The organism is Streptomyces sp. E11-3 (assembly GCF_046540415.1).
Classification (GTDB): domain Bacteria; phylum Actinomycetota; class Actinomycetes; order Streptomycetales; family Streptomycetaceae; genus Streptomyces.
Map to the genome: position 1 here is coordinate 1 of NZ_JAZGRL010000001.1, position 14,157 is coordinate 14,157.

The window sequence follows — 14,157 nt, forward strand, 5'->3', positions numbered from 1 at the left end:
TCGGTCTTGTCGCGGGCGGTGGCAAGCGGGGCGGGCCGCCTGCACTGACGGGTGGGCGGGGCCGGTTGGCGACGGCTGCGGAGCCGGCGGAGGGCGTGTTGTGCCTGGACTGGGGGGTGTGGCGGTACATCACCTGTCCCGGGCTGAGTGAGGTGGGCTTGATGCAGTGGCTGGAGAAGCAGGAGGGGGTGCGGGTCGAGCGCTGGGAGAACCTCGACGAGTGGGATATCGGCGTCTACCTGGCGGACCGGCATCGCTGGCGGGTGGACGTCAAAGACCACCAGGACGCGCAGACGATCATCGACCGGCCGCCTGCCGGGGAGGCGGTGGTCGTCCCCAACTATCGGCGCAGCCAGGTCAATCAGCTGCAGGCCGGGCTTGATGCGCTGCGGACTGCTGACGGGCAGCGCTACAGCGTGTTCACAGTCAGCCGTTTCAAGGCGGCTGTGACCCGGCGGGTGAAGGGGATGGACACATGACGTCGCCGAAGAACGTGAAGTACTCCGTCGGCGTGCCGCTGACACTGCGGACGGCGATCCTGCTGGCCGCGCGGGTGTTCCCCCAACCGGGCGCCGGAGGAGCAAGCGGCATGGCGGCGTGTGGTGGATCTTTCTGATGCGCACTTCCTGGTAACGGGGCAGATGCATCTGTGGGACGGCTGGCCCGCTCTGGCTCTGCCCGATCAGGTGCGGATCACCCGGATGCTGCGGCAGCGGTCGGCGGTCCTCGCTTCCCACGCTGTGTTTGTCACGGAGACGGCAGCGGTCCTGGACAGCGGTGAGGCGGTCGAGTTCGCCCCGGCCGACGGGGAGGAGCAGGTGTTGATCCTGCCCGTCGGCGACGAGGAAGCCCTCATCGATGCCTTGCTGGACGAGCTCGAGGACAACGCGGCCAAGGGGCAGTTGCTGCCCAAGCCTGCGCCGCCCGGATCCTACGTCAGCGACCTGCGGATCCGGGATCCGCTCAGCCCTTCCGGCCGGGTGGTGGACGTCTTCTACGATCTCGACTACCAAGGGCCCCCTGCTCCCAGCGTGGTGCAGGAGCTGGGAGACGCCCCGGTCGCGGACGAGGTGGTGATCCCCTTCTCCGACCTGGAGGAGATCGCGGGTCGGCTCGATGAGCTGCGTGGGCAGGACTACCGGCGCAAGGCGGTCGCGGGCATCAGGCGGCATGCCCGCGGCCGCGACGGCACGGACGTGGGCGAGCTCCTGCGTGTCCAGGCCGGGCCGCTGCGGGTCTTCCACGCCCCCACCGGCATGGGCAAGAACGTCCTGAGTGAACTCGTCGCGGTGTGGTGCGCCAAGCGGGGCCGGGTGATCTCGCTGGTTGTTCCGCAGAGCGCGCAGGTCCTGGCCAGTGTGTACCGGCTGCGGCAGGACCTGGCCGACCTGGAGATCTCCGCACAGGTCACGCCAGTCGTCTCCCCCGCCTCCATGCAGGAGCTGGCCGAGCAGACGGCCGGCAATCCGCACGACGATGCGGACTTCAGGACCTGGGTGTACCGGGAGATGTCCTACAGCTGCTCCCTGACCGGGCACGCCACCACCTCCTCCGAAGCGGTGGATGCCTGGACGCCGGGCCAGGAACCGTGCGACCAGCTCAAGCCCAACGGGCCAAAAGCAGACAAGGCTATGGCCTGCCCGTGGCGCGGCGGATGCGGAAAGTTCCGCCACCACCGGGCCGTGGCGTCGGCGGACATCCTCGTCACGAACCATGCGAACTTCCTCACCGGGCACATCCACGTGCCGGTGGCGGGCCGTCCTGCCCCGGGACGGCGCATGACCACCGAGCAGCTCCTGCTGCACCGCAGCCATCTGGTGATCATCGACGAGGCCGACGCGATGCAGGCGCAGGCTTTCGAGCAGGCGGCCCGTCAGGTGCTGCTGGCCCAGGACGGTGCGGAGCACACCCCGGTACGGGATCTCGACAGTCAGTTCCGGCGGCACTGCCACCGGCTGCCTATGAGTCTTGAGCAGTATCTGCGGCCGCTGATCAACCACCTGGTGTGGCTGGCCGAGAACTACGTGTCCCACCTCGTCGGCGGGGTCATCCATCCCGACCGGGAGCGGCGCAGCATGGTGGTGCCGCGCCGCTGGGACGGGATGTTCGCCTCCCGGGTCTTCAAGCTGGAGGCCGGGGAGCGGCCCACTGAACAGCAGATGCGGGCGGTCAATCAGCTCTACAAGCGGGAGGGGCCGCTGGAGTTGGCCGATGAGGTCAAGGGGCTGGCGGAGCTGAGGGAGCTGCTGTCCTCGGTCACGGACCTGGCCGGCGGGCTGGACCGGCTCACTCATGTCACCTTGAAGCGCATCGGAGAAGCGTTCTCGGCGATCACCGGTGAGGCAGACGAGAAGCGGCTGCACTCCCTGGCGCTGCTGGCGGCCCGGCGGGCGTATCTGGAGGAGATGCGCAGCATTCTGCACCGCATCGTCGGGGTCGCGGCGCCGTTGCAGGGGGCGGGGATCTCCGCCGGCAACGGCCTGGTGGACGCGCTGGCCTCGCATGTGCCGTGGCGTGCTGCCCCCTACGGCCCTTTGGGGCGTGCGCTGTTCGCATTCTCCGAGACGTTCGACCCGGCCGACCGGCACCAGACGGCGCTGCGGCTGAAGTCCTATGTCGGGGATCCGCACGCCCACCTGGCCTACCTGGGCGAGGTGACCGCGCTCGCCCATACCGGCACCCGCCGGGCGGTGATCGGGATGTCCGCGACGGCGTTCATGCCGTACGCGCCCCGTCATCACCTCCTGCCGGAGCCGACCTGGTACGTGCCGGACGACGTCAACGGAAGCCTCACCGTCGAGCTGCAGGCCGGCCAGGACGACGGGGCGGGCATCGTGGTGTCGGGCACCGAGGGAGCAAGCCGGGAACGCGCCTATACGGCCATGGGGCGCAGCGTGGGTAAGGACCTTCCTGCGCAGCTCGACGCGGTGGCCGCCGATGCGGCGACCGCGCACCGGGCGTATGCGCTGCTCGCGCCGACCGCCTACAACGCCGGTCCCGCGCTCGCTCGCGGCATGATCGATGCAGGGGTCACGGCATCGGAGATCTGTGTGGCGGTGCGGCCGCAGGCCATGGCCTCGTTGGAGCGGATGCCGCCGGGCTGGGTGCCCATCCCCAGCAACCGGCTCGAGCAGTTCCCTCACGCCGTGGGCCACGGCCGGTGCCGGTATCTGATCGCCCCCATGGCACGGGTCGAGCGCGGCCTGAACATCGTCGACCGTGACGGGCGGTCTCTGCTGCATGTGGCCTGCCTGGTCAACCGGCCCGTCCCGGTGATGGAAGACCCCCCGGTGCTGCTGTCCCTGGTCAACTCCCTCGCCTACCGCCGACGGCGGCCGGGCCCCAATCCCGCGGCGGAGTTGGAGCGGCTGCGGATCGCGGCGGGCCAGATCTTCGATGACATCCGCAGCGGCCAGGGCTATTTCAAGTCGCTGGGCGAGGACGTCAAGCTCGCCGTCGTCGCGGAGATCCTGACCCGGCTGATCCAGCTGGGCGGGCGTACGCGCCGCGGCGGGGATCACGGGCGGCTGCGTCTGCTGGACGCCGCCTTCACCCAGACCGCCGTGCACTCCACTCTGCCCGCCCTTCTTCAGCAGTTGCGCGGGAAATGGCAGGACGAGGATCACATGCCGCTGATCGACGCCGTCTATGGCACCACCATGACCGACGCTCTGCTGGGGCTGGCGGAGCACTCCCCCACCAAGTACGGGGACGAGGAACAGGAGATGGGCGAATGGTGAGTGACGACCGCGGGCGGCTGTTCACCCTGTCCTTCCCGCTGGATGACCGGCTGCTGGGCACAGCGCACGTCTATCCGCAGGACGAGGCGTTCGCTCCGGCCTGGAGGCGGCTGCCTCGGCCGCGGGGCAAGGACGCCGTGCAGCCGATCGCGTCCCTGCAGACGGCGGCGCGCGCCGTGACCGGTGAGCGGCTGGTGTTCACCAACCCCGACCGGCCTGCCAGGACCGGCCGATGGGCCGGGCGGAGCGTGATCGTCACGCCCGGGGCGCTGGACGAGGCCACCGTGCGCACCCTGATGCGGGAGTGGGAGACGCGGCTGGACGGGCATGACGGCCGTGACACCCTCGCCGCCCTGCTGCAGCTGTCCGACGACGGGCCCCAGCCGCTCAGTTCGCTGCTGCACCGCGACACCCTGGGGCGGATTACCGGTCCCCGCTGGGCGTTTCGGGTGGCCGGGTGGCGGCTGGCGAGCATGCTGGCCGCCCAGCCGCTCCTGCTCGACGAGAACCTGCCCGCGCTGCGGTTCCATCTCGACAGTGAGGGCGACCTGCTGGCGTGGCAGGCCCCGCTGGTCCACGAGCGGTCGTGGATCGACGAGGAGAGCGGCAAACGCCGACGCATCGCCGGCTACGCCATGGAGCGTATCCACATCGAGGTCGAGGCCGCCCCAGGCGGCAAGAGTCTCGTGGCGCATCTGTCGGCGCGTATCTCGCGTGTCGCCACTCACTACAAGGGCATCCGCAACGTTCTGCTGCGCCATCCTGTCAACCCGGACATCATCCTCAAGGCCCCGATCAGCACTCGGTGGGAGAAGGGGCCGGACGGGTTCATGCAGCCCGCGGCCGTCCGCTACCGCGGGGCGACGGCACAGATCGTCGAGGCCTGCGGCGTCGGCCGTCTGCCCGAGCCGCCCCTGACGGGGCTGGACGAACTGACAGAGGTACGCGGGGTGCACCGCACGGGCAAGCACCCGATCGACAAGGGCGCCGGTGCGATGTTCCACGCCCGGCTCGAGGAACATGCCGGGCACATCCTCGGCCAGGAGCCCGTCGTCTACACCGGGACATCCATCAAGATCAGCAAGCCGGGCGGCATCCTGCCGCCCTACGTACCGGCCGGCAAGATGCCCGACGCCATGGCAGGCGCCCAACTCGACACGCTGCGCACCGTCGTGCTGTACGAATCGGCCGCCTGGCGCACGCGGGTGATGGAGCAGCTGGCCCGCGACTACGCGCGGCCCGAGCTGGCCGGTCTGCCCGACGAGCAGCCGGTGGTCCTGGCGCCCGGGTACGAACTCGTGACGGTGCGGCTGCCCGAACTCGTCCGCCACGGCAGCCACGACCGCAGCCTGATTCTGAACACTCTGCCCTGGTTCAAGCCCGGCACCGGGCGGGCGCTGGTCACCGCCCTGTGCGAGACGCGCTACCCCACCGAGCAGGAGAAGGACGCCGGGGTGACGGATGCCAAGCACGCGCTCAAAGGGCTCTTCGCCCAGCGTGGCATCCCCTCACAGTTCATCACCATGGACTCCGATCCTGGCGATCCCTACCGGCTGAACACGCCCGAAAAGGTCGCGCGGGCCAAGGCCCGCAACGCCGGTCTGCCGGAGCCGGACGTCGCCTACAAGGACGACCATGCGGTGCAGATCGCGCTCGGCAGCCTGCACTCCGACTCCGGCATCATCGACAACCGCCTGGCCGCCACTGCCTTCCACCGCAACGCCAAGGACACCGCCCTTGACCGGGAGGCCGTGGCGGTAGGGCTGTGGACCCGCTACCACCGCTTCGACGAACGTCCCGGCCGCCCCCGCAAACCCGCCGTGCTGACCATCACGCTGGTCGCCATGCGGATCCCGCTCGGCGAGGACGCCTACTGGCCCACCCTCATGTACGGCGACCAGGGCTGGCGCCCCCTGGCCCAGGCACGGGCCCTGCACCATGCCGGTCCCATCGGCAAAAGAGGGCATCACCTGCGGGAGGACCACGGGGGCCCGGACAACGTGCGCACCTATGTGGACCGGGCGCTGGCCGCGCTCACTGACCAATATCCGATCATCGTCTTCGCTGAGGAGCGTGAGCGGATCTGGCCCGGGCTGTGCAACGACCGGCTCGGGGACGGCCATGTTCCCGGGCAGAGCCTGATCGCCCAAGGGTGGGATGTGGCGATCGTTAGGGTCGGCAACGGGCAGGGCACACCCCAGCCGTCACGGCGCACCGGCGGCGGGGGCAAGCTGCCGGCCAACCCGTTGCAGCCGGTCATGCCGGAGAAGATCCTCTACCGCCACGACCACGGGGACGCGGTGTCCTGGCTGTTTTCCGGGCAGTCCCGCCAGCACGCAGGCGGCCAGCGCACCGGCACCCAGTACACGCGCCGCACCCTGCCCGGCGGTCAACTGGCCCAGATGGGTGCTCCCTTCCACGCCATGACCCGCACCGAATACGTCATCGCCCGCCGCGGCGGCTGGCGCGAGGAGCAGCTGGCAGGTCTTGCCGCGCGGATCTCGGAGCAGGCCGCCATGTGGGACGGGCGCACCAATCTGCCCGCGCCGCTGCACCTGGCGAAGAGCGCTGATGAAAAGCATCCCGGCTTCGTCGACCAGGAAGGGCTGAGCGCGTAGGTGCGGTGACGGCGGGCACGGCGGCTTCCAGGACCGGTGCCGGCGCAGCCGATGGGCTGTTGACTGCTGCCGTGCCCCGCCCGAGCCCAGGGCGAGGCGGGGCCGGGTGCACTGTGCCGCCCCCCTCACCTGTCACAAACCGAACAGACCGTCCTACTGGAGCGTGCGGCTGGTTACTTGGAGTACGTCTGTTTCCAGCGTGCTCGGTGGCGGGCTTCTCCCTGTCCGCGTCCGTTGACTTCGGCCAGAGACAGCAACGGTGTCCCGTTGTTCCATAGCCCAAAGAAGTCACGGTGCAGGGTGAGGATGTGGTGCTTGACCGCGAACGCCTCGGCTTGGGGGCTGAAGCGGGTGGTGGCGACGAAGATGGCCACATCCGCAGCGAAATGCACCTTGGCTCCCAGCAGATCGCGCACTTCGCGACTGGCGATCGTCCGGTGGGGTGCGTACCGTTTGCATTGGATCACCATGGTTCGGCCATCAGGCAGCCGGCCGAGCACGTCGGCTCCGTTGTCCCCGGTCCCGCCCACTCGGCGCACCTGTGTGCAGCCGTCACGGCGACATAACTCGGCAACCACTTCCTCGAACTCGGTGCCGGACATCGCGTCGATGGCAGCCAGCGTCCGCTGTCCGGCTGCGATCTCCTCCTGTCGTCTCCAAGCGTCGTCCTTGCTTCGCAGCAGCCGGTCGGTACGCCAGAGCCGCCACACCATCCAGCCGATTCCCGCGGCGGCAAGCAGGGCGCCGAGGTACAGCAACAACATCGGCTGCAGCAGACCTAGCAGGACCAGCGCGGCAAGCGCTCCTGCTGCTGCTTTGTTCCGGGCGGTGCGTCGTCTGCGCATCGCCTTGCCCTTGCGTTTGGCCGCCATTTCTGCCCCCTCTTGCACCGGCCGGGATGGATTCCTCCCTGCTGTGCAGTGTGGGCATGCCGAGCGGCCCCGCCAGGGCGCAGTCAGGCCATTGGCTTGAACCTCCCGCCCTTCTGCCGGCTGGCGTCTGACCGTTCTCCTCGATGAGGGGCGTTCGCCTGCTTACAGGCCGAGTTCGGCCAGGGCTGCTTGCCTCTGCGGGCTGAGGCCGGAGCGTCGGCGGCGCAGGTTGCTCAACCACTGGCCCAGGCGCACGGGGTCGCCTTCGACCTTCTCGATATGCCGCTGGGGGACGTTGAGATGGCCTTCGCGCGCGCGGAAGGCCCGTGCGGCGGCCAGCCCGCGCTGGAAGGCACGCTCGCGCGCCGGCAGGCGGCTGTCCGTCGCCCGGGAGGTGGATGTGTCGGGCAGTTCGACCAGCCCCAACTCCGCGAGCAGTGACCTCTGTTCAGGGTGCAGGCGGCCGGAACGGGCGCGCTGTGACTCAAGCCAGCTCTCTGCCTCGGCGGCAGTCTTGCTGACTGCCAGGCTCTGACGAGCGGCGTGGTAGGCCCGTTGCCAGGTGATCGGCCAGGGCGGGTTCCACCACCGGTCCAGCGCGGTGAGCGCGGTGGCGCGCTGGTCGGTGAGGGTCTCGGCGCGGGTGCGCTGGGTGGCCAGCCAGCGGCCGAGGGGGAAGCCGTCGTGGATCTCGTCGACGGGGGCGGCGAGGTGGCCGTGGCAGGCGGCGTAGGCGGCGGCGTGGGCCAGTGCGCGGTCAAAGGCCTGCTGGCGGGGGTCCCAGATGATGCCGAGGCGTTCGAGGGCCTGCACGCGTACGGCGTCGAGCGTGCCCTTGGTGTGCAGGTGGCGTTGCCAGGTCAGCCAGCGTCCCAGGGGGTAGCCGGTGGGGTCTTCGTAGGTCTGGGGGACGTCGAGGTGGTGGTGGGTGTGGCGGAAGCGGCGGGCCGCGGCGAGGCCGCGGCGCCATTCGGCGCTCTTCGGGGCCAGGACGCGCAGGGACAGGGCGAGGGCGATCTCGTCGGCCTGGGTGGGGCGGTCGAAGCGCAGCCAGGCTTCGGGATCTTCGGAGGGCATCGTGGGGCGCTGGGTGCGCGGGTCGGACAAGCGGGCGTCGAGGCGGTCGTCGTGGGAGCGCAGGGCCTGGATGGTGCGCCACAGCGGGGTGTAGGCGTCGGCGCCGAGGAGGTCGTCGGGGTCTTCGTCGGGCGTGAGGTAGACAGGGACGACGAGGGTGGCCTTCTTGCCGGCGCCGGGGCGCTGACGCAGGGCACGGCCGACGGCCTGGACGGTGTCGACGGGGCTGTTCTTGGGGTCGACGAAGACCACCGCGTCGATGTCGGGCACGTCGATGCCCTCCCCCAGCACGCGGGCGTTGGACAGGACGGCCGGCGTGTCGGGGCTGGTGTGTGAGGTGAATTCGAGCAGGAGGCGGCGGCGGACCTGAGGGGTGTGGCTGCCGCTGACCCAGTCCGCCCACAGCCCCTGGGGGCGCAGGTGATCGGGAAGGGCGGCGGCCGTCTCCGTCAGGGTGGTGGCGAAGGCGCGGGCGTCGGCGACACGGTGATGGAAGGTCAGGATGCGGCGCAGCTTGTGGTCGTGGATGGCGCGCAGGGCAGCGACCTGGCGGCCGGCCAGGCGCAGTCCATCGACGCCTGCGCCGGCTCCGGTGGCCAGCCAGTCACGCAGGTCCGCGTCGGTGACGACGGGAACGAGGATCTGGTAGTCGGCGAGCAGCCCGAGATCGATGGCGTCAGAGAGGTTGAGGTGATAGGCGACGGGACCGAAGAGGGTCTCGTCGTCCATGGAGGCCACCGTCTCTACTTCGTCGCCGTCCGGGGCGTCGTCGGGGTCCCAGATGCGAGGGGTGGCGGTCAGGTAGAGGCGGCGGGCGGCGGGGACCTGGTCGTCGTGGTGGATGGCGGCCCATGCCTTGCCCAAGCGGCCCGCGGTGCGGTGGGCCTCGTCGACGACCACCAGGTCCCAGGGGGGCAGGCGGTGGTCGCGGTGGGCAGCGATGACGGCGGGCAGGGAGGCGTAGGTGGCGTAGACGGTGACCGGCCCGGGGCGAGGTGTGGTGGTGAGGGCGGTCAGTTCGGCGGGGTCGGTGGTCAACGGGATGTCGGTGCCGACCGGTTCGTGATCGAGGGCCTGGCGGGCCGAGCACACCGCCACGGTGGTGCCCTTGCGGCCGGCCAGACGCCAGGAACGGATCGTCTGCGACAGCAGGTCCAGTGTCGGCAGCAGCACCAGCACACGGCCCCGGGGGGCAATGCGGGCGGTGGTACGGGCGGCAATGAGGGTCTTGCCGGTGCCGCAGGCCGCGATCACGCTCGCGCGGGGATGGTCGCCGAGGACACGGGTGGTCGCCGAGACGGCTTCCCTTTGGTGGGGGCGCAGTTCGAGGGGCGTGGTGGCCATAGAGGGGTACCGCTCCGGAACATGAACTGGTGAGGCGGTCATGGGGCGTTGCAGGGAGATCTATCGGCGGTGTGGGCGATGGTTTTGCGGGTGGGGAGCTGCGGTTCAGCTTGCCGATGCCACGCGTAGGGCGCGGCTGAGCAGGATGGAGTTGCCCAGGTGGCGGCGTAGTTCTCTCTCCAGTCCGGCGACCGGCACCAGGTTCTGCGGGGCCCGGGTGTCTTTGTACTCGATGCTGGCGTACCGCGGCAGGAGTGCCTGGGAGAGGTTTGCCAGCTCGATCGCCGCGGTCGCAGGGATGTCGGCGGCGCATTCCAGGCGCACAATCCCGGCCCATGGGGCGCCGGGGGTGCACGGGAGCCGCAGGTACCAGGCGTGGCGGTCCCAGGAGGTGCCCATCAAGAACACTGGGCTGCGTTCGCCGGGGCCCAGGGTGGCGATCATGGCGTGCAGGTCGGGCGGCAGGTAGGCGGTGCGGTGGGACTTGATGAATCCCAGGGCGCGCGGTAGGTGGGTGCGGCCGCGCAGCGGGCCGTCCACGACCAGGAGGTCCGAGCCTTCGGAGACTCCGTGGCCGGTCAGGGCGGTGCGGGCATGGATGGCGACGAGGACCTCGAGTTCGGTGAGTTGGCGTTGCAGCGCCGTCGAGAGCAGCACGGCGAGGTTCTGTTCTTGGTCGTCGGGGGTGATGGTGGCCTTGTAGGTCCCGGCGGTGGTGGGCACGTCGGCGGCGTTGGTGGCGGTGGTGAACAGGCCACGCCGGTAGTCGATGGTCAGCAGATGTGCGCCGCGGTCGGGGCAGCAGCACACGGTGCCTGCCGCGTAGGAGGCGCACAGCGCCATCCGGGCGTTCCGGACTGCGTTGCTGGGGCTGGTGGCCGGTTCGGCGGAGGGGGGCTGTTCGATCCAGATGCGGGCCTCGACGCGACGGACGCCGTCGACGAACAGGACCGCACCTGGGGCAGATACCTGGGAGGGCGAGACGGGCTTCCAGTCGGCCGGGGCAAGTTCGATATGGGGAGTGACCTTGGCGGTGGAGTCGGCGATGCCGTTCTCGGCGTTCTCCACGCTGGAGCCGTAGGTGGGGTCCCAGCCGTCGACATGGAACCGCATGCGGGAAGCCTGTGCTGCGCTGGTCATGTGCCCTGCCGGGTGACGGTGGAGGTGCGGGTATCGCGCTGGACGTGAAACTGGACCGGGATCTGTTCGGCGAGTGCGGTGACGTGGGTGATCACTCCGACCATCCGCTCTCCCAGAGAGAGGTTTTGCAGGGTGTCGGCGACGGTCTGGAGCGACTCGGCGTCGAGGGTGCCGAACCCTTCGTCGAGGAAGATGGACTCCAGTTTCGTAGCGCCGCCCAGGCCGGCCAGCTGGTCGGAGAGGGCCAGTGCGAGGGCCAGGCTGGCCTGGAATGTTTCGCCGCCGGACAGGGTACGCACTGAGCGCGAGGAATCGGCATCGAAGCGATCGATGACGTAGAACTCGCCCTTTTGGTGGCTGAGGTCGAAGCGGTCGCCTGACAGCTGGCGTAGTGACTGGGAGGCGCCGGCGACCAGAGTGTCGAGGGCTGAGTTGGCGAGCCACTGAGGGAACTTGGTAGACCGCATCAGCCGGGCCAGCTCGGCGGCCACTTGTTGCCGGGTGCGGGCGGTATCGATCGTGTCTCGTATCGAGGCGGCGTCGGCGAGGCTGCGTTGGATCATTTCCACCTGGCCCCGGGCGCGTTCGGCTGCGACCGCCACCACTCGCGGAGTCTGTGCGGCACGCCCCGGGCCGTCGCCGAGGTCGTGGGAATCCAGGCCGATATCGCGCAGGAGAACCTCCAGGCGGCCCAGGAGCTGGTCAGCTTCGTCGTGGGCGGTCTGAGCGTCGGAATCTGCACGCACGGTGGTGACCTGCCGGTCGCTAACCCCACGGTCGGCCCAGCCGGTCAGGGTGGCCCAGGCGGCGGCGAGGTCGGCGGTGTCGAGGCTCGGTGGGTTGAGTGCCGCCACTGCGTCCCGGGCGGCTGTCAATGCGGATCGGGCACTCGTGGTGCGCTCTTGCCACTGTTCCTGCTCGGCCGCCGCTGTCTTGGCTGTGTCGCGTGTGCGGCCGGCCTCGGTGGTGGCTGTCTTCACGGCCTCTTCAAGGCGGGTGCATTCCTCGAAGAGAGCCGGCAGCTTGTCTTCGGGCGGCGCCTGTCCCAGGAGTGTGTCCAGTTCGCTCAGGCGGTCGGTCAGGGTGGTCTGCTCGAGGTCGGCGGTTGCGGCGTCCCGAACGGCTGCGGTGTGGGCAGCCTGGGCGTCGACCTGCGCGCGGTCGGCTGCATCCAGCGCATTGGTCGCGTCCGAGTGGGCCTTTTCGGCGTCGGTTGTTTCGGCTGCGGCGGCTGCGAGGTCGCGGTCTGCGGTGGCGGTCTGGGTGCGGGCCCAGGTCTCCAGATCGGTCCAGGCCGCGGTCAGGTCGTCGGTGTCGAGGGCCGGCGGACCGAGAGCGGCCACCGTGCCCAGTGTCGAGTGCAGGGTGCTGCGGGCCCGGTCGAGTTCTCGCTGCAGTGCGGCGGCCGCCGACGCGGCGGACTCGTGCGCGGTTTCGGCTATCTGTACTGCGTCACGCGCCTGCTGCTCATCGGCAGTCAGCTGGTCGCGGGAGGTGGTGAGTTCGTCGAGGTGGGCGCGGTCGGCGTCGCAGTCGCGGTCGATGCCGGTGGGGCGGTCGGGCAGCAGCGTGCCCAGCCTCTTGTCGTGCAGGGTGCGCTGCGTGGTCAGTCCGTCCATGGCCCGCTGTTTGTCGGCGACCGTGGCCTTGGCGTCCTCGTATCGGGTCAGCAGGTCACGGTGTTCGTCTGCGGCAACGGCATGCGCCGCCTGGGCTGCGTGGAGAGCGGGGTCGGACAGCGGGGGCGGGAGGGTGGTGACGTTCTGCTCGCAGACCAGGCAGGCGTGGCCCACCTGAAGCTGGGGGCGCAGCTGCGCGGCACCGGCAAGGGCTCGGGCCTTCTCGAGCGTGGCTGTAGCCGCGTCCAGGCGCACTTGTGCGCCAGCCACCGACTCCTCAGCTCGGCTGGTCACCTCGGCACACTCGTCCAGCTCGCTGGTGGCGTCCGTGAGCAAGGCGATGACGTCGAGGAGTTCGTCCAGCGTGTGGTGCGCGTCCGTGAGCCGACTGCCATCGCCGGCGGCGGTAAGCGCGCGGGAGGCCTGTTCGTGCCGGTCCCGGGCCTCGGCCAGCTGCCCGGCGACGGCTTCGGCCTCGCTGGAGCGAGCTGCTGCGCGGCTGGTCAGGTCGGTGACGCCATCGGGGGTGCGGACGGCGGCCAGCTGTTGTTGACGATGCTGCAGTTTTACGTGCGTCTGCCGGATCTGATCGCGGCGCTCACGGGTTTCCTCGGTACTGCGCCGGGCCTTGGAGACGGCGTCCGCCGCTGCCTTCCGCCGGCCTTCGCATTGCGCTAGCTCGTCTTGGGCGCGCTGGGCATCGGCGATCACGCCGTCGCGGCGCGCGACCAGGCCTGCCTTCTCGGTGTACCGGTCGCGGGTGAAGGTCAGGTCGGTGCGCTGAGGGCCGGACTGAGCCTCTTTGGTGGCGTCGGAGAGGGTCTGAGCGGCTGCGTCGGCGGCGTCACGGGTTTGCCGGGCCTCTATCTGTGCCTGTGTGGCATGGCGTTGCAGCTCTTCGATGCCATCGGGGGTGCGGATGGAGGTCAGCAGATCGGTCTCGTTGCGTAGCTTGTCGGCTCGAGCGTCGGCATCGTGTGCGCGGGTGTGTGCCTCGGTGACACGGGGCACGAGTTGGTCGACGGTGACGGCCAGTTGTTCGAGCGCCTCGACACGCGCCTGTGCGGTGGCCTCGGCTTCGGGGGTGGCGTCGGCGTGGCGGCTCAGCTGGTCGTTGAGGACCTCGATCTCTTTGGCTGCTTGGTCTGCCTGGGCGCTGGCGCGTTTGCCGATGCCTTCGTATTGGGCGGCGCCGAGGAGTTTGAGCAGGATTTGCTGGCGGTCGCGGGCGCTGGCGGACAGGAACCGGGCGAAGTCGCCCTGGGGCAGGACGACGCACTGGCAGAAGTCGTCGAAGGACAGGCCGAGCAACTGCTCGATGGCGGGGTTTAGTTCTTTGATCTCCCCGGCCAGTACTTCCGGCTGTGGTCCGTCTGCCTCGACGGCGACTGCGGTGGGGTCGGTGAACTGCACCAGGCTGACGGCCTTCTGCTGGATCTGCTGGCCGGTGCGGCGGACTTCGCGGGCGACCTGGTAGCGCTGTGATCCGACGTCGAAGGTAAGTGAGACCGTGCAGCGGTTGCTCGTGGGGGCGAGGGCGTAGGAGATGGCGTTGCTGCGTCCCCACCGGTAGGCCGAGCCGTACAGGGCGAACGTCAGCGCGTCGAGGATGGTGGACTTGCCTGAACCGGTGGGGCCGACGAGGGCGAAGTAGTCGGTGTCGGTGAAGTCGACCACGGTGGGGGCACGGAAGCCGGCGAAGCCGTTGAGCTCCAGACGAACGGGACGCATCTGAGGATTCCTTCGG

General features: G+C 69.9%; 7 protein-coding genes and 1 pseudogene. 4 read left to right on the forward strand and 4 right to left on the reverse strand.

Annotated elements, in window-relative coordinates; translation table 11 throughout:
- The 4 genes and pseudogenes from U9R90_RS00005 to U9R90_RS00020 all read left to right on the forward strand — a co-directional run.
- Positions 1 to 479, forward strand: a pseudogene (locus tag U9R90_RS00005) (hypothetical protein); the annotation flags it as partial.
- Complete coding sequence (locus U9R90_RS00010) at positions 476 to 616, forward strand: hypothetical protein (RefSeq protein WP_411054287.1); 141 nt, start codon at positions 476 to 478, stop codon at positions 614 to 616. The pseudogene U9R90_RS00005 and the gene U9R90_RS00010, both read left to right, overlap by 4 nt.
- Positions 603 to 3,740 carry a hypothetical protein gene (locus U9R90_RS00015; protein WP_411054288.1) on the forward strand — a complete coding sequence of 1,046 codons (3,138 nt, stop codon included), beginning with the start codon at positions 603 to 605 and terminating at the stop codon, positions 3,738 to 3,740. The genes U9R90_RS00010 and U9R90_RS00015 overlap by 14 nt, the downstream gene beginning before the upstream one ends.
- Positions 3,734 to 6,358 carry an RNaseH domain-containing protein gene (locus U9R90_RS00020; protein WP_411054289.1) on the forward strand — a complete coding sequence of 875 codons (2,625 nt, stop codon included), beginning with the start codon at positions 3,734 to 3,736 and terminating at the stop codon, positions 6,356 to 6,358. The genes U9R90_RS00015 and U9R90_RS00020 overlap by 7 nt, the downstream gene beginning before the upstream one ends.
- A 173-nt stretch (positions 6,359 to 6,531) precedes the next feature.
- On the opposite strand, the gene U9R90_RS00025 is transcribed toward U9R90_RS00020, so the two are convergent.
- From U9R90_RS00025 to U9R90_RS00040, 4 genes are all read right to left on the reverse strand, one after another.
- On the reverse strand, positions 6,532 to 7,230 hold the full coding sequence (locus tag U9R90_RS00025) for a restriction endonuclease (RefSeq protein WP_411054290.1): 699 nt from the start codon (positions 7,228 to 7,230) through the stop codon (positions 6,532 to 6,534).
- Positions 7,231 to 7,392: 162 nt separating this feature from the next.
- The gene (locus tag U9R90_RS00030) at positions 7,393 to 9,651 is read right to left on the reverse strand and encodes a Helicase associated domain protein (protein WP_411054291.1); all 2,259 of its coding nucleotides are present in this window, start codon (positions 9,649 to 9,651) and stop codon (positions 7,393 to 7,395) included.
- A 105-nt stretch (positions 9,652 to 9,756) separates the two neighbouring features.
- A complete protein-coding gene (locus U9R90_RS00035) occupies positions 9,757 to 10,764 on the reverse strand; it encodes a hypothetical protein (RefSeq protein ID WP_411054292.1) in 1,008 nt (335 codons plus the stop codon).
- A 23-nt stretch (positions 10,765 to 10,787) separates the two neighbouring features.
- Positions 10,788 to 14,141, reverse strand: coding sequence for an AAA family ATPase (locus U9R90_RS00040; protein ID WP_411054293.1), 3,354 nt, complete (start codon positions 14,139 to 14,141; stop codon positions 10,788 to 10,790).
- Positions 14,142 to 14,157 lie beyond the last annotated feature (16 nt).